The sequence below is a fragment of the Bacillus sp. JJ1474 genome, from assembly GCF_036965225.1.
Taxonomy (GTDB): domain Bacteria; phylum Bacillota; class Bacilli; order Bacillales; family Cytobacillaceae; genus Cytobacillus.
In genome coordinates, this window is sequence record NZ_JBALPC010000122.1 from 2,349 (window position 1) to 17,952 (window position 15,604).

18 protein-coding genes and 1 other annotated feature are annotated in these 15,604 nt (G+C 37.5%); of the genes, 1 reads left to right on the forward strand and 17 read right to left on the reverse strand.

Annotated features, from left to right (window positions below; all coding sequences use genetic code 11):
- Nucleotides 1-85: 85 nt before the first annotated feature.
- The 16 genes from glyQ to rpsU all read right to left on the reverse strand — a co-directional run bounded on the left by glyQ (nt 86) and on the right by rpsU (nt 13,484).
- On the reverse strand, nt 86-952 hold the full coding sequence (gene glyQ, locus V7164_RS15755; RefSeq protein WP_335344568.1) for a glycine--tRNA ligase subunit alpha: 867 nt from the start codon (nt 950-952) through the stop codon (nt 86-88).
- Between the two features lie 61 nt (nt 953-1,013).
- Nucleotides 1,014-1,187 (reverse strand) — a binding site (T-box leader).
- A gap of 57 nt (nt 1,188-1,244) precedes the next feature.
- Entirely contained in the window at nt 1,245-1,997 is a 753-nt protein-coding gene (gene recO / locus V7164_RS15760; RefSeq protein WP_335354555.1) for a DNA repair protein RecO, read from the reverse strand.
- A 30-nt stretch (nt 1,998-2,027) separates the two neighbouring features.
- Entirely contained in the window at nt 2,028-2,171 is a 144-nt protein-coding gene (locus tag V7164_RS15765) for a YqzL family protein (RefSeq protein ID WP_082677167.1), read from the reverse strand.
- 193 nt (nt 2,172-2,364) lie between these two features.
- Complete coding sequence (gene era, locus V7164_RS15770) at nt 2,365-3,279, reverse strand: GTPase Era (protein ID WP_335354546.1); 915 nt, start codon at nt 3,277-3,279, stop codon at nt 2,365-2,367.
- Complete coding sequence (locus tag V7164_RS15775) at nt 3,272-3,670, reverse strand: cytidine deaminase (RefSeq protein WP_335345372.1); 399 nt, start codon at nt 3,668-3,670, stop codon at nt 3,272-3,274. The genes era and V7164_RS15775 overlap by 8 nt, the downstream gene beginning before the upstream one ends.
- Nucleotides 3,671-3,960: 290 nt before the next feature.
- Entirely contained in the window at nt 3,961-4,341 is a 381-nt protein-coding gene (locus V7164_RS15780) for a diacylglycerol kinase family protein (protein WP_335354547.1), read from the reverse strand.
- Nucleotides 4,319-4,789 (reverse strand): rRNA maturation RNase YbeY, encoded by a 471-nt coding sequence (gene ybeY, locus V7164_RS15785; protein ID WP_335354548.1) that lies wholly within the window; start codon nt 4,787-4,789, stop codon nt 4,319-4,321. Before ybeY ends, V7164_RS15780 begins: the two co-directional genes overlap by 23 nt.
- Complete coding sequence (locus tag V7164_RS15790; protein WP_335354549.1) at nt 4,786-6,978, reverse strand: HD family phosphohydrolase; 2,193 nt, start codon at nt 6,976-6,978, stop codon at nt 4,786-4,788. The genes ybeY and V7164_RS15790 overlap by 4 nt, the downstream gene beginning before the upstream one ends.
- A 197-nt stretch (nt 6,979-7,175) precedes the next feature.
- Nucleotides 7,176-8,138, reverse strand: coding sequence for a PhoH family protein (locus tag V7164_RS15795; RefSeq protein WP_335354550.1), 963 nt, complete (start codon nt 8,136-8,138; stop codon nt 7,176-7,178).
- Nucleotides 8,135-9,331, reverse strand: a complete 1,197-nt coding sequence (gene yqfD, locus V7164_RS15800; protein ID WP_335354551.1) for a sporulation protein YqfD — start codon at nt 9,329-9,331, stop codon at nt 8,135-8,137. The genes V7164_RS15795 and yqfD overlap by 4 nt, the downstream gene beginning before the upstream one ends.
- 105 nt (nt 9,332-9,436) lie before the next feature.
- The gene (yqfC, locus tag V7164_RS15805) at nt 9,437-9,721 is read right to left on the reverse strand and encodes a sporulation protein YqfC (protein ID WP_335345366.1); all 285 of its coding nucleotides are present in this window, start codon (nt 9,719-9,721) and stop codon (nt 9,437-9,439) included.
- Between the two features lie 83 nt (nt 9,722-9,804).
- Nucleotides 9,805-10,296 carry a hypothetical protein gene (locus V7164_RS15810; protein WP_335354552.1) on the reverse strand — a complete coding sequence of 164 codons (492 nt, stop codon included), beginning with the start codon at nt 10,294-10,296 and terminating at the stop codon, nt 9,805-9,807.
- A gap of 42 nt (nt 10,297-10,338) precedes the next feature.
- Nucleotides 10,339-11,340 (reverse strand): flotillin-like protein FloA, encoded by a 1,002-nt coding sequence (gene floA / locus V7164_RS15815; RefSeq protein ID WP_335345364.1) that lies wholly within the window; start codon nt 11,338-11,340, stop codon nt 10,339-10,341.
- Nucleotides 11,341-11,342: 2 nt separating this feature from the next.
- Nucleotides 11,343-12,632 (reverse strand): NfeD family protein, encoded by a 1,290-nt coding sequence (locus V7164_RS15820; protein WP_335354556.1) that lies wholly within the window; start codon nt 12,630-12,632, stop codon nt 11,343-11,345.
- A 219-nt stretch (nt 12,633-12,851) separates the two neighbouring features.
- The gene (locus V7164_RS15825; protein WP_066293309.1) at nt 12,852-13,295 is read right to left on the reverse strand and encodes a GatB/YqeY domain-containing protein; all 444 of its coding nucleotides are present in this window, start codon (nt 13,293-13,295) and stop codon (nt 12,852-12,854) included.
- Between the two features lie 15 nt (nt 13,296-13,310).
- Nucleotides 13,311-13,484, reverse strand: coding sequence for a 30S ribosomal protein S21 (gene rpsU / locus V7164_RS15830; protein WP_066293305.1), 174 nt, complete (start codon nt 13,482-13,484; stop codon nt 13,311-13,313).
- Between the two features lie 306 nt (nt 13,485-13,790).
- Here rpsU and V7164_RS15835 point away from each other — a divergent pair, with 306 nt between their 5' ends.
- Nucleotides 13,791-14,714 (forward strand): Na/Pi symporter, encoded by a 924-nt coding sequence (locus tag V7164_RS15835; protein ID WP_335354553.1) that lies wholly within the window; start codon nt 13,791-13,793, stop codon nt 14,712-14,714.
- Between the two features lie 47 nt (nt 14,715-14,761).
- Here V7164_RS15835 and deoC read toward each other — a convergent pair whose 3' ends face one another.
- Nucleotides 14,762-15,433, reverse strand: a complete 672-nt coding sequence (gene deoC, locus V7164_RS15840; RefSeq protein ID WP_335354554.1) for a deoxyribose-phosphate aldolase — start codon at nt 15,431-15,433, stop codon at nt 14,762-14,764.
- Nucleotides 15,434-15,604: the final 171 nt, after the last annotated feature.

The following is a 15,604-nucleotide window of genomic DNA, read 5'->3' on the forward strand; positions in this document are numbered from 1 at the left end:
GCATTGTCGACACTAGTACATCCTGTACGTTGGGGCTAGACGCTGGAGCTAGACAGTTATCATATTTTAAAAAGGTTATACATTTTTATTTTAATATTGGGAAACCAAGCTTTTCACGTTCATCATAGAAGGTTCTTGCAATTTTTCTTGCAAGATTTCGGCAGCGTCCGATATAGCCTGTTCTTTCCGTAACCGATATCGCCCCTTTAGCATCTAACAGATTAAAGGTATGTGAGCATTTTAATACATAATCATATGCCGGGTGAACGAGACCCGCTTCCATTTGACGATGTGCTTCTTTTTCATAAATATTGAACAGATTAAAGAGCATATCTACATCTGATGTTTCAAATGTGTATTTGGAATGCTCATATTCAGGTTGCAAAAAGATATCTCTTACTGTAAACCCGTTTGTCCACTCAAGGTCAAAAACATTTTCCTTCTCTTGAATATAGGAAGCGAGCCGCTCAATTCCGTATGTGATTTCAACGGAAACTGGTTTACATTCAATTCCGCCTACTTGCTGAAAATACGTAAATTGAGTGATCTCCATGCCATCCAGCCAAACTTCCCAGCCTAAGCCCGCACAGCCGAGGGAAGGATTTTCCCAGTTATCCTCCACAAATCGAATGTCATGCTCAAGTGGATTAATGCCAAGTGCACGTAAAGAGTCTAGGTACATTTCTTGGATATTGTCTGGTGATGGTTTCATAATGACCTGGAACTGATGATGCTGATATAACCGATTTGGATTTTCACCGTATCGTCCATCAGCTGGGCGACGGGACGGCTCGACATATGCCACATTCCATGGTTCCGGACCGATTGCACGCAGGAAGGTATAAGGACTCATCGTTCCTGCCCCTTTTTCCACATCATAAGCCTGCATGAGTATGCACCCATAATCAGACCAGTGCTTTTGCAAAGTTAAAATCATATTTTGAATGTTCATACTGCACCTCTCACTTCATGAGTTATAAAAAAACAAAAAACTCCCGTCTCTATGCTAAAAGCATAGGGACGAGAGTTAACCCGCGGTTCCACCCTATTTGCTGCCAATGATAGGCAGCCTCTTTATGCCGATGTTGCTCAAAAGTGCCTTCCTTAACCTTCAATACCCTAGCTCACACCATCCTAGGTTCGCTTTTATTAAATAATTAAGTACTCTTCTTTATCACAGCAACTATTAATTTAATAATTTGAATCATATACGATACGAAATTGAATGTCAAGACCATAATTGATTATAGAATATCCTCAAATTTAGCCATTTGGTTTAAAAATTTTTTTGTTTTTAAATTGAGTCCGGAATATTCTTCATAATACGCGTTAATAACTTTTTTAAGCTCTGCTTTTGTTTCTTGTTTAACAGAAATATTTCCAAGACGTGATAAATCAAAAAAATAAAAGAGCCGCAATAGCTTCACTGTTGCTGGAGAAATTTTATAATGATATGGATCTTTTTCCAGGCAGCGGTGGCAAATAAGCCCACCCTCTCTTATTGAAAAAGAAAAATGACCATCTGTACTGCTGCATACGGTGCATTGGTTTAAAACTGGATACAACCCAAACGTATTCAACATTTTCATTTCGAAGATATTCACAATAATTTCTGCGTCAAATCCCTCATTGACTAAGTTTAATGATTGGTAAACTAATTCAAATAAATAAGGATTGGGCTTTCTATCGTCTGTACCTTTATCTGTTAAATCAACAATATAGCTTGCATAAGCAGTTAGAAAAATATCTTCGCGAATCGAGCGCATGGAAGAAATCATTTCACCTTGCTGCAGACTTCCTAATCCGCTGCTTCTTTGAACTAAAAAATATCCATATGTAAAAGGTTGGGTGACAGCAGCGAGCCGGCTGCTTGGCTTTTTTGCTCCACGTGCCATCACACCAATCTTTCCCCATTCCCGGGTGAATAAAGTTACAATCTTGTTTGTTTCACCATAATTTGTTGTTCTAATAATGATGCCCTCACATTTTTCAAGCACCATATCCACCATCCCTAAGTTTTAGACAATCTATGAGATGGGAAAGTCTACTTCAGTTAGTTCTGCGTCCTGATTTCCGGGTATATCTTGAGTTTCCTGTTCTAGCTCTTTAAAGAGAAGATATGTGTCTATATTACCTGTCTGCGAAAAGACTTTCCAGGTAAAATCCATCATCGAAAACCCCACCTTTCCGTTATTCAACGCAATTTTCTTTTATCCCAAATCCTTACCATTTATCATAGCCTGTCTTTCAAATTTCATAAGAGAAAAATATTGTAAATCAAAAATATACATAATTAGTGTTAGACCGTAATACCTTAGTTAAGGCTGGACAATTGACAGTAATACTCATTTAAAAAATATTTTTCTAATACTCATCCTCACGGAAGCCAAAATCACGCAGCTGCGACATTTTATTTCGCCAATCTTTCTGAACTTTTACCCATAATTCTAAAAATACTTTTGATCCGAGGAGGTTTTCAATATCAACCCGCGCTCTTTGACCAATTTCCTTCAGCATTTTCCCTTGTTTCCCGATGACAATCCCTTTTTGGGAATCTCTCTCGACTATGATCGTGGCCATTACATGAACCATGTCCTTTTCATCGCGGCGCTCCATCTTATCAATCAACACAGCAAGTGAATGCGGAATTTCTTCTCTTGTTAAATGAAGAGCTTTCTCACGAATGAGCTCAGAGACGATAAACCGTTCAGGATGATCTGTTACTTGATCAGCAGGATAATATTGTGGTCCTTCTGGAATATACTTTTTAATTTGCCCCAATAAATTTTCAACATTATTTCCTTCAAGTGCTGAAATTGGAATAATTTCACTAAAGGTATATTTTTCTTTGTAAGAATCAATAATCTGTATTAATTCATCTGGATGAACTAGATCAATTTTATTAATGATCAGGAATATCGGTGTGCGAATGGACTGAAACTTCTCAAGAATAAATTCTTCACCACGGCCATAACCCTCTGATGCATTAACCATAAATAAGATAACATCGACTTCTTTTAATGTATTTTGTGCGACCTTCATCATGAAATCGCCTAGTTTATGCTTTGGCTTATGAATTCCTGGAGTATCAATAAAAATAAATTGAGCATCATTCGTTGTTAATACTCCTTGAACCTTATTCCTTGTTGTTTGTGGTTTGTCGCTCATAATGGCAATTTTTTGGCCGATAACCCGATTTAAAAAGGTTGATTTTCCGACATTTGGTCTTCCGATAATGGAAATAAATCCTGATTTATGTCCTTGTTCAGTATTATTCATTCAAATCCTCCGGTGAAAAAGCTCCTGGCAGTAGTTGTTCTATTGTTATCTCAAGAATATCTTCTTTTAGGTTCGTTAAATACACTTTCATATCCTTAGGGCATAATTCTGCAATTACTTGCCGGCATGCACCGCAGGGAGAACATGGACGGTCTGTGTCAGCTATTACAGCCATTGCTGTGAAGTTCCTGACTCCTTCAGAGTAAGCTTTGAAAATAGCCGTTCTTTCCGCACAATTGCACATGCTATATGCTGCATTTTCAATATTACATCCATGGTATACTTTCCCATCTGACGTTAAGAGCGCTGCACCAACTTTAAATTTTGAATAAGGGACATATGCTCTTTCTCTTGCGACTTTCGCTTCTTCAATTAATTTTTCAACTTGCACTAATAAGTCTTCCTTTCGTTTTGAAAGATGTTACCTTCTTTTATTTTACCTCAAATTGAAATCAAAATCACTGATTGTAGCAAAAACGTAATATAAAAAATTGAATTTTCCAAAAATATGAGGATAAATATGTCGTATTGCTCTGTCATTTTATCAAAACGATTGGGTCATTTACAAATATCGTTTCGTTAATTGTTGCAATTTCTTGCTTTTTACCCTGGAAAAATCTAATTAAACCTCAATGATTTCATCATTTTAACAAAAAAACTGCCCTGCAAAAAAGGACAGTTTTAAATAAGCAAAGCTAATTTCGGAAGAAAAATAATCAATCCGATGATGACTGAGATGATAGCAAAAATCAATACAGCCCCAGCTGCCATATCCTTTGCTGCCTTTGCAAGTGGATGATAGTCTTCCGTAACAAGATCCACTACTCTTTCAATCGAGGAATTTATCATTTCCAATGACAGCATGCCTCCAATAGCTAAGAGAATGATAAGCCACTCCAAAATAGATATGGAAAGCAATAATCCCATTAAGATGACAATAATCGAAACAAATAAATGGATATTCAAATTTTTCTCCTGTTTGAAGGCCTTTTTAATGCCTGACATTGCGTATCCAAATGAATGTAACAACCGATTCTTTCTATCTTTGGAGGCCGAATTCATCTAATATATCCTTTTGACGCGAAAACATTTCTTTTTCATCTTCCGGTGTTTCATGGTCATAGCCGAGTAAATGAAGAAAGCCGTGAACCGCCAAAAAACCGATTTCACGCATAAAGGAATGCCCGTATTCCTCGGCCTGCTCATATGCCCTTGAAACGGAAATAATGATATCTCCCAACACCCTCGGCATATCAAGACCTACGAGCTCCATTTCTCCCTCCCCCATTTCCTCCATCGCAAAAGAAATGACGTCTGTTACACTGTCTTTATGGCGATATTCTTTATTAATTTCCCTAATCTTTTCATTGCTAACAAAGGTAAGAGATACTTCACTTTCTTCTTCAATTTTTTCAAACTTTGCTGCAAAATTTAGCAGTTCTTCAATATAAGAGGTTTGTTCCTCAGTAAGCTCATTCGTTTCATCTAAAAAGTCGATATTTAAACTCATGCCTGTTTCACCTTCTGCTTTGTCATTTCTGGATACTCAATTCTAGAATGAAAAATTCCGTTTAATGTTTCACAAATAGAGTTAGCGACTGTTTCCAGCTCTTTTAACGTTAAATCACATTCATTAAGCTGTCCATCCTGAAGACGATCCGCAATAATATTTCTTACGAGCCCCTCTATTTGCTCAGGGGTAGGATTAGACATGGAACGGACTGCTGCTTCAACACTATCTGCAATCCCAATAATAGCAGCCTCCTTTGTTTGAGCTTTTGGTCCTGGATACCGATAATCTTCCTCCCTAACCTCAAGCCCATTTTGACCTGCTTTATGGTAAAAATATTTTAAAAGTGTCGTCCCATGATGCTGTTCAGCAATATCTACAATTTCCTTAGGCATTTTATGTTTTCTAAGCATTTCTGCTCCATCAATCGCATGGGCAATGATAATATTTTTACTAGTTTGCGGAGGCAGCCGATCATGCGGATTTTCAATATTCATTTGGTTTTCAATAAAAAACTGCGGCCTTTTTGTTTTGCCAATATCATGATAATAACAGCCAACCCGTGCAAGCAGCCCATTTGCCCCAATGGCTTCACAAGCAGATTCAGACAAGTTAGCTACCATGACGCTATGGTGATAAGTGCCTGGTGCTTCAGTTAAGATTTTTCTAAGAAGAGGGTGATTTGGGCTCGTCAGTTCAATCAATCTGATTGTAGAAAGAATGCCAAATCCAGCCTCAAAAAAAGGAAGCAAGCCAATGGCTAATACTGCAGACAAAATTCCTGACAGCGCCCCGATAATCAAATAAAAGCCATATTCCAGCCCATCATATTGCCCGTTTCTAAGAAAGATAAGGGAAAAAATCAAAACCACATTTACACCAGCCACAAACATACCTGCTTGTAAAATTCGTGACCGATTTTTTTGTTTTGTTAAAAATATGATCCCTGCTAGCCCGCTGCAAATAATATAAATTCCAGAAGTAACGTGAAAGGCTCCTGTTATTCCTTCGTTAAAAATAATACTTCCGCAAATGGACATAATGATTGTAAATAACACAGCCATTCGTTCATCAATTAAATTTCGGATTAATATAGGTCCCATGGCAGCTGGAAAAATGTAGCTAATTTCCGAATACTTAAATTCAGGAAAAAAACTGATTCCCTTCATCATTAAAATGGACAGGGCAAATATTAAGCTAAATAATAATAGATAACTTTGTTTTAGCTCGGAGTGAAGCTTTAATTCATTAAAATTATAATAAAGGGCTGCAAGAATAATAAAGGTAATTAATCCAAGGCCAAAAAAAGGCTTTATAGAATGGTTGTTGTCAAGCAATCCAATTAGCTCTAGCTGTCTATAAATATCTCTGCTGATTAAATGCTGCTCCTCAACAATAATTTGTCCTTGAAGAATTTTTACAGCTTCAACACTCTCCACTGCCTGCTGACGCATCTCATCCGTTGCAGAAGGATCATAAAACTCATTCTGGTACACTGCATATCTTCCTAATTCAATTGCTCCCACTTTAAGGCCAGAGTTCAAACTTGTATACTTTAGCTCCTCTTCTAACCGTTTTTTTGCATTTTCCACTTCATCTGCAGGAATTCTTTTGCTCATTACATTATTAATCGCGGTTACTGTAACGTCTTTAGCAATTGTAAGTTCGCCTTTAGATGCCTGTAATAAAGTCAGGAGGGTCTGATCAGAAATGTCCTTCGTTACATCCTCAGTCAGCTTCTCCTTCATCAACAATAATTTATCTGAAGGTGTTGGTTCAGAAAAAACGATTGTTTCACCTTCAGCTTCATCCGTGCTTTCAGCTGCTTTTTGTTTCTTTTCTAAATCATCTTGTATCTCATCATTAACCTCAGTAGCAGAATCAAATATAGATGTAATTAAGTCTACACGATTTTGGGCAATTTCCTTCTTTACTACATAAACGTCCGGCACATGATCTGCTGCTTCTTTTTTCCTTTTTTCCGTTAATACTTTATCTTCAATCGTGATAGGAGATCTGATTGTTTGCTCAGCAACTGAAAACAGTCCTAGGTCTAATTTTTCTGGTTTAACATTACTGTACATAGCAAGGAACATCACAATCCCAAGAAAAATAAATAGAAGAACTCTAAAAAATGTTAATTCTAATAAATTTCTAATTTTCATTAAGTATTGCTGCAGTTTTTCCACATTCAATCCCTCCTATCTTGGTTAATGAAACTGACCAGATAAGTGATTCTACTATTCGATTAAGACTTACATTTATTATGTAAAATGATAACAGTTTTTCAAACAAGTTTCATCCTTCTTAAAAAACTTCTGAAAAAGTCATAATTCTTCACTTAACGAAAACAGCAAAAGAAAACCGTACGGTATTCCCGACGGTTTTAATTCTCGTGCTGACCATATGCATGAATAATTTTTGCTACTAGAGGATGACGGACTACATCACTTTCTTCAAGATGCACAATCGCGATCCCCTTCACACCTTTTAGAATTTCTTCGCCAAGAATTAATCCTGATTTTGCGCCTTTCGGGAGATCCACCTGTGTTTTATCACCAGTGATCACCATCTTCGAGCCAAATCCAAGACGGGTTAAAAACATTTTCATCTGAGCATGGGTTGTATTTTGGGCTTCATCAAGGATAACGAAAGCATCATCAAGCGTCCGGCCTCTCATATAGGCTAAGGGGGCTATTTCAATCGTTCCTCTTTCGATTAGTCTTTCTGTATGTTCAGCCCCTAATACATCATGCAAAGCATCATATAAAGGTCTAAGGTACGGATCCACTTTCTCTTTTAAGTCACCAGGCAGAAATCCAAGGCTTTCACCCGCTTCAACGGCAGGACGAGTTAAAATTATTTTCTTAACTTGACCATTTTTCAATGCGTTTACTGCCATAACGACCGCTAAATATGTTTTTCCTGTTCCAGCTGGCCCTATTCCAAAAACAAGATCATGAGTTCGAATGGATCGAATGTATTGACTTTGACCAATCGTCTTTACACGAATTGACTTACCCTTAGCATTTCTAATAATTTCTTCATCATATAAATCGCTAAAATAATCTAAAGTACCTTTTTTCGCCATTTGAATTCCGTACATGACATCCCGCTGGCTAATGTTGATTCCTTTTCTTATAACCTGCAGTAATTCAGAAAGTAATTTTCCAACCATTCCAACCTGTTCCATTTCACCGGAAACAAAAATATTTTCTCCGCGTGTAACAATGGATACAGACAATTCTTGCTCAATCATTTTTATGTTTGCGTCTGAATTCCCAATCAAGCTCATTGCTTCATTCGGATTCTCAAGTTGTACATTCATTGTCTTCAAGTCTTCAGTCATTCCGTATCTCCTTGAATAATTGGTTGCGCTTCTGCTATATTCTCAATAATTTGGAAATGTATTGATATAGTTACTTTACCATTCTCTACTGACTTGTGTAAAACTTTTTCCCCTTTAATTTTAGCATTTTCAGAAAGAAGGTTTTTTATATCATTTCGCGCACTAATTTTTGCAGCTTCAAATGCTTCTTCATTTGAATATATTTGTATGACCTGTTCGCTTTCCCTTATTGTTTTAAATAAATAAGATATTGGAAGCTCCCATTTTAAAAAGTGGATTTTCTTTTCATTTGCCTCTGTTTTGGATTCTTTGTAATCCACTTTACCAAATCCCCATATCGGAATTTCATATTTTCCAACCTTTAGAATATGTTTTTGTTTTTCATTTCCGTTTAATACTTGCAAGGTGTTTTTTAATGGAATTGTAGCCGTTGTTGTGTACCATGTTTCACCAAAGATTTCTCCTTTTGCCGGAACTGTCTCGGTTTTTTGCCCATCCTCTCCAATAATTCCTGAAACAAGGAGCTGACCAGGATTAACATGATCATTTACACTTACTTTTGGTTGTCCTTCTTCAACAAACATGTCAACAATAATTGCCTTCTTTTTTGCAACTAAATGTCTTGGACTTAAATATTCAGGTTTATTTGGTTCAGTTTTTTCCACAACCTGAAGATGGTAGGTTGTCCCTTTTAATTCCACACCAACCCAAGTAATTTCCTTAATATTATCTGTCAATTTCCTCTGAATAGCTTCAACATTATCTAAGAAAAACTGTACTTTCCCACGTTTTACACCTAGTTCATCTAACTCTTTTCGTATTTTGTATTCAGTTGCAGGGTCTGCCCCCTTTATCTCTATTCCCCAAACCATATTTGATAATATGATAATAACTAATAAAAATATTGGGGCGCCAATAACAAATCCAATATTTTTCAACATGCGCTTAAAGATAAATGGAAAGCCTGTCCGCTGTAAAAATTCGATTTTGCAATCACTGTTCCGAACAATATTTCTTAATTGCTTCACATCATTTAGCTTCATTTTAAAGGTTACTGCTTCGGTGCCGTGCCTTTTTACATGCCATACAAGAATTCCGCTTCGTGTAAGAGTATTAATAAAACGCTCAATTCCTTTACCCTTAGTCTTAACTGTTACAATCCCTCCAAAAAATTCGACCCAAAGATTTTTCATTGCCTTCCCCCTGAATTCTCTTTATCACCACAAATTTGCTGTTCATAATACCCTTCCTATAAGTCCCTACAGAAGGCTACTGTCCTTCTGTAAGGACATCCTTAATTAATCGTTAATATATGTGACTTGATCAATTTTCCCTTCCAGCAGAATTTCCTCGGGCAGAATCGTTTTTATGACAAAGGCTTTCCCTTTTATTAACAGCTGACCCTGCTTAAGGAGCAGCCTTAATTCTTTATCTGAAAAAGCAAGCAATCCACGGTGGTTCTCAATATATATATGGATTTGTCCGATCATCGTAATGCGGGGTAAATCCATCATGACATCTTGAGGAAGCTCCATGTTTTTTGTCATCCATTTTCGGACGAATTGTCCCCACTTTCTTGCCATAAAAAAAGAACCCCCCTTCATCTCATATGTATGAAATGAAAGGGGGTTCTAGCACATATTTTTTACCTATGAATTAAGATAATTTATTGTTTTTTTACTGACTTATGAGCCTTTAATGCCCTTGGAGGTCCGATAATTTCAGACCAAATAATCCCATCGATAAGCTGTTTTTTGCTAGGAGATAAGGTCTGCCTCCATTCTTTTTGCAATGCACCTTGAATAGGTACCGGAGCTTTAGAAACTGTCTTTATAAATTCCGCTTGTTTCTTAGCCATTTCCTGTTGTTCCTTTAGTGCATTTATCTCTTCTTCAGCAAGCCTCTGCCTTTCTAAAGCTTCCATTTCAAGCTTTAGTGCTTGTTCAGCCTGATGCCTTTGCTGTTCTTCAATAGATCTCGTCTCCATTTGAGGAATACGTTCCTGCATTTGCTTAAACACTTCAGCTGGAGATGGCTTCACCTGTTGCCCGCTGCCTTTCCGCTGTTGCTGCTGATTTCCTTTATTTTTCATGAAAAAGGAAATAATATAGCCAATTATTACGATAATAAAAATTGGGTTTTCGAAAATAAATTCCAAGAGGGAACCCCCTCCCTTCTATTTATTAAAGTGAGCCTTTATTTATCTTTGACCGCCGTCTTTGTGATCATCATTAATCCGACCAATAGAATCTCTCATATCTGTATCAGCGGAAATATTCTTGATATTCATATAATCCATAACCCCGATATTTCCTGATCGAAGCGCTTCAGCCATGGCAAGCGGTACTTGTGCTTCAGCTTCTACAACCTTCGCTTTCATTTCTTCAACCCTTGCCTTCATTTCCTGCTCTGAAGCGACAGCCATTGCACGTCGTTCTTCCGCTTTAGCTTGGGCAATCTTCTTATCTGCCTCTGCTTGCTCTGTTTGTAAATGGGCTCCGATGTTTTTACCGATATCCACATCCGCAATATCTATCGAAAGGATTTCAAAGGCTGTCCCGGAATCCAATCCTTTATCTAGGACTGTTCTAGAAATCATATCAGGATTTTCAAGAACTTTTTTATGATTTTCTGACGAACCGATAGTCGAGACGATTCCTTCACCAACACGAGCAACGACTGTTTCTTCACCAGCACCCCCGACAAGACGTTCAATATTCGCTCTAACAGTAATTCTAGCTTTTGCCTTTACTTCAATTCCATCCATTGCAACACCAGCAATGAAAGGTGTTTCAATTACATTTGGATTAACACTCATTTGGACAGCTTCAAGAACATCACGGCCTGCCAGATCAATTGCTGCGCTGCGCTCAAATTTTAATTCAATATTTGCTCGATGTGCGGCAATCAGTGCATTCACAACACGGTCGACATTCCCACCTGCTAAATAATGGCTTTCCAGCTGATTTGTCGTTACATCTATACCCGCTTTGTGTGCTTTAATTAAGGGGTTAATGACCCTGCTTGGAATAACCCTCCGGAGCCTCATCCCAACTAATGTAAAGATACTGACTCTGACTCCAGCTGCCAAAGCTGAAATCCAAAGCATTACTGGAACAAATGTAAAAAGAACTCCCAATAGAATAATCGCAAGAACAACGGCTACTATCAAAAAAGCTGTACCAGCCCCTAGCAATTCCATATTTATTCCTCCTCTTTTTCTTTCTTATTTTGATCTATTATTTCTCTTACTACTATACGAGAACCCTCAGCTTTTACAACTCTAACTCTCGCATCTTTTAAAATAAACGCACCTTCACTGACGACATCGATTCTTTCATCTTCAATCACAACGGTACCTGATGGCCGAAGAGCTGTCAGTGCGTAGCCTTCTAACCCAATGAGCTCTAATCGGCTTTTATTGGAAACATAGCCCTCTTCTGTTTTTGTTGCATCAGTTAAGATGATTTTTTTGAAAAATTTCATTTTTTTACCAAGCACCTTTACCATTATAATAGACGCTAAAATAGATATACTGATAGCAATTAATAAAGAAATTCCCATATGAACGACATTATCAGAAGCTAAAAATAGACTTCCAAGTATCGCTGCCAGGCCTAGAATACCTGCAACTCCTCCTGGGAGAAAAAACTCCGCGATGATCAGCCCAATGCCAACAACAAAGAGGATAAGTGTTTCATATCCGGCAAGACCTGCAACTAAATGTCCATAGAAAAACAATAATAATGCAGACAATCCCATAAATCCGGGAAGCCCGAAGCCGGGGGAATACAATTCTAGGATTAGTCCCAAACTTCCAATAGATAATAATATCGGTATCACTACAGGATGGGTAATAAATCTCGCTATTTTTTCTGCAAAGCTTTCTTCCACTGTTTTGACCTCAGCATCAGAATAACCAAGATTGTCGAGAAGTTCATTCAAATTATTGAAAGTCCCTTCTGAATACTTTACTTCCAATGCCTTTTCAGCACCTAGAGTGAGTAACTTTCCTTTAGGGGCTCCAACTTCAGGAAGATTGATAGACTCATCTGCCATTGCTAGCGCATAAATCGGGTTTCTTTTACTCTGCTTTGCAGCCTCCTCCATTGCCGCAAACCAATAGGATTCAGCCTTCTTCCCAGCAGTATTTCCCTGTTGATCAATAATGGCCGCTGACCCCATAGTAGAACCTGGCACCATATAGATTTCATCTGTATTTAGCGCAATATAAGCACCTGCAGATAAAGCCTGTTTGTTCACAAATGAAATCGTCTTCACATCTGTTGTTGTTAATAACTTCCCAATTTTCCCAGCGGCATCCACTGCCCCTCCAGGAGTATCAATATCAAAAATAATCGCAGATGCCTTGTCTTCCTCAGCTAAATGAACAGCTCTGTTTAAATAAGCAAACAGACCTTTTTCTACTGTATCTTGAATAGGAACGACATAGACAATTTCATTATCAGCATTTCCTTTAAATGGGATAATCATTAGGATAAAAGCAAAAAGGAATGAAAAAATGATGAATATCCTTCTTAATCTCAAAGCTCTCCCCTCCCTCCAAAACAATGCATCTAGTTCTTTTACGTATTCAACTAAAAAAGGTTTCATACTTGGCTAATTTTTTTATGAATATTTCGTCACTTTACTAACTATTAAAAAAGACCGAAAGCGAATGCTCACGGTCTTTTTATACAAAGGTTTTGTTTTTTATGAAAGGTGTTGTTGTACAAGTTTATTTACAAGTGCTCCATCTGCTTTGCCTTTTACTTTCGGCATAATGGCAGCCATTACCTTACCCATCTCAGCTTTAGATTTTGCACCTATTTCAGCAACCGTTTCTTGTACGATCTTTGAAACCTCATCTTCAGAGAGCTGTTTAGGCATATATAGTTCGACATACTGAAGTTCAGTATGAATTTTTTCAACAAGATCTTCACGACCTGCTTTTTCAAATTCATGGAGGGAATCCTTGCGTTGTTTAACTTCGCGAGAAAGGACAGTAAGCTCTTGATCTTCGGATAAGTCTTGTCCATGCTTAATTGCTTCATTCTGCAAGGACGCTTTAATCATCCGGATAACGGTTAGCTTATCTTTTTCTTTGTTCCTCATCGCTTGTTTCATATCCTCATTTAAACGTTCGAGAAGACTCATAATGAACACCCTCTCTTAATACTTACGTTTTCTTGCAGCCTCAGACTTTTTCTTACGTTTTATACTAGGCTTTTCATAGAATTCGCGCTTTCTAGCTTCTTGTATAGTACCAGATTTAGATACAGTACGTTTGAAGCGACGAAGAGCATCTTCAAGCGATTCGTTTTTACGAACGACGGTTTTAGACATTCTCTTTCCCTCCCTCCGAGCACAACACACTTACACCAACATGGTTTTTTCCATGTACTTTGCAATTATAATATAACCGTGAATCAAGGTCAACTGTTAATAGCCCCTTCAGAAGTGTTTTTCACAATAAAAATCAACAGCAGCATCGCTCCAATGTACATGCCATAAATTTTCCTGCTATTTTCGACATAAACCTTCATAGTACTAGTTGAAAAACCCTATTATTTAAAGAGTGCGGTCATAAAAAAGATAAAAAGGCATGTCCTTGGCTCAGTTGCCATACATATAGAGATAGGGGGTGGGAGCTTGACCCAGCTATTTCTATTTATTTTATTCATTGGACTTTTTATATACGGAATGACCTTGCTACGATCAGGTCTATATAATTTATCTGGGGATTCTTTAAAAAATGTACTAACTAAATTAACAGCCACTCCTTGGAAAGGATTATTAGCGGGCATAGGCATAACTTGTATATTGCAGAGCAGCTCAGCGGTGATGATTATTACGATCGGGCTCATTTCTGCAAGGCTGCTTTCATTTCCTCAGTCGATTGGAATTATTTTAGGAACGAATATTGGAACAACGTTAACGACTGAATTAATTACATTTGATATTAAATCTTTCCTTATTCCTTTTGCCCTTTTAGGTGCTGTATTATTATTGATTGGGAACAGAAATGTAAGGAGTATTGGATTAATCTTACTAGGTATATCTGCAGTTTTTGCAGCGATGGGGGGATTCGAATATTTAGCAGGGCCATTAAGATCGATTGAATTTGTCAATCAACTATTAATTGAATTAAAAGGAAGTTACCTTTTAAGTATACTTGCTGGAACTATTATTACAGCAATCATTCAGTCCAGTACTGCGACTACAGGCATCATTATGGGCTTTCTATCTGGAGGAGCATTCGGGCTGGACACAGGAATAGCAATCATGCTTGGTTCCAATATTGGAACATGTGTCGATGCTTTTTTAGCATCATTATTGGGAGGAAAAGAGGCAAGGCTTTGCGCGTACGCTCATATTTGGCTAAATGTCATCGGAGTTGTGATTTTTTATCCATTTATCAGCTTCCTGACTTCCCTCGGTCTGCAATTAGCATCCGCACCAGATGTCCAGCTCGCACATATCGGTGTTATCTTTAACGTTATCACATCTTTAATGGTACTTCCATTTGCTACTCAATTTGGGAAAATAATCATTAGAATCCACGGACGTCATTAACTAACTGTCAACCCAAAAGAAAAAATGCCGGAGATCCGGCATTTTTTTTAGTAGTCTGAATCGCTTGTTAATCCGTTAACGATTGCTGCTCCTGAGCTTGCTCCAATTCTTGTTGCTCCCGCTTGAATCATCTTCTGTGCATCCTCTGCACTTCTTACACCGCCAGAAGCCTTGACACCGATGTTTGGACCCACTGTTTTTCTCATTAGAGCGATATCTTCAACAGTTGCTCCGCCAGTAGAGAAGCCTGTTGACGTTTTTACAAAGTCTGCTCCAGCTTTTACAGATATTTCACATGCTCTAACCTTTTCTTCTTCGGAAAGTAGAGAAGTTTCAATAATCACCTTTGTTAAAGCCTTTCCTTTTGCTGCATTCACTACAGCACGGATATCTCTTTCGACTAATTCATGATCTCCGCTTTTTAATGCTCCAATATTGATCACCATATCTACTTCAGTTGCACCGTTTTCAATTGCATTTTTAGTTTCAAATTCCTTTGTTTCAGGCGTTGAAGCACCTAAAGGAAAACCAATTACTGTGCAGACTTTTACATCTGTTCCGCTCAATAATTGACTTGAAAACTTCACCCAAGCAGGATTTATGCACACTGATGCAAATTGATATTCTTTCGCTTCAGCACAAATTTTTTCAATTTGCTCCTTAGTTGCATCTGCTTTTAGTAATGTATGATCGATCATTCCAGCTACGTTTTTCGCCATTATAATGACTCCTTTCAAACTAACAAGTTGTACGTACCTCTTACATCATATCACTCATAAGAAAAAATTTCGAGTTGAATAATTATGAGCAGGTTTCATTTGCATAAATAACTTGTTTTATATTAATAAACTTATTATTCCAATTTAAAAGGGCATTATTTAGTTTATTAA

Coding starts and splice junctions, on each gene's coding strand:
- V7164_RS15780 (WP_335354547.1), bottom strand. CDS start 4,341: ATGAATTCGGCCTCCAAAGATAGAAAGAATCGGTTGTTACATTCATTT.
- era (WP_335354546.1), bottom strand. CDS start 3,279: ATGAATAATACTGAACAAGGACATAAATCAGGATTTATTTCCATTATC.
- rpsU (WP_066293305.1), bottom strand. CDS start 13,484: ATGTCTAAAACCGTCGTTCGTAAAAACGAATCGCTTGAAGATGCTCTT.
- V7164_RS15765 (WP_082677167.1), bottom strand. CDS start 2,171: ATGATGGATTTTACCTGGAAAGTCTTTTCGCAGACAGGTAATATAGAC.
- glyQ (WP_335344568.1), bottom strand. CDS start 952: ATGAACATTCAAAATATGATTTTAACTTTGCAAAAGCACTGGTCTGAT.
- yqfD (WP_335354551.1), bottom strand. CDS start 9,331: ATGAAAAATCTTTGGGTCGAATTTTTTGGAGGGATTGTAACAGTTAAG.
- ybeY (WP_335354548.1), bottom strand. CDS start 4,789: ATGAGTTTAAATATCGACTTTTTAGATGAAACGAATGAGCTTACTGAG.
- V7164_RS15825 (WP_066293309.1), bottom strand. CDS start 13,295: ATGAGTCTTCTCGAACGTTTAAATGAGGATATGAAACAAGCGATGAGG.
- V7164_RS15820 (WP_335354556.1), bottom strand. CDS start 12,632: ATGATTATCCCATTTAAAGGAAATGCTGATAATGAAATTGTCTATGTC.
- deoC (WP_335354554.1), bottom strand. CDS start 15,433: ATGGCGAAAAACGTAGCTGGAATGATCGATCATACATTACTAAAAGCA.
- floA (WP_335345364.1), bottom strand. CDS start 11,340: ATGGAATTGCTAGGGGCTGGTACAGCTTTTTTGATAGTAGCCGTTGTT.
- yqfC (WP_335345366.1), bottom strand. CDS start 9,721: ATGGCAAGAAAGTGGGGACAATTCGTCCGAAAATGGATGACAAAAAAC.
- V7164_RS15795 (WP_335354550.1), bottom strand. CDS start 8,138: ATGACTGAAGACTTGAAGACAATGAATGTACAACTTGAGAATCCGAAT.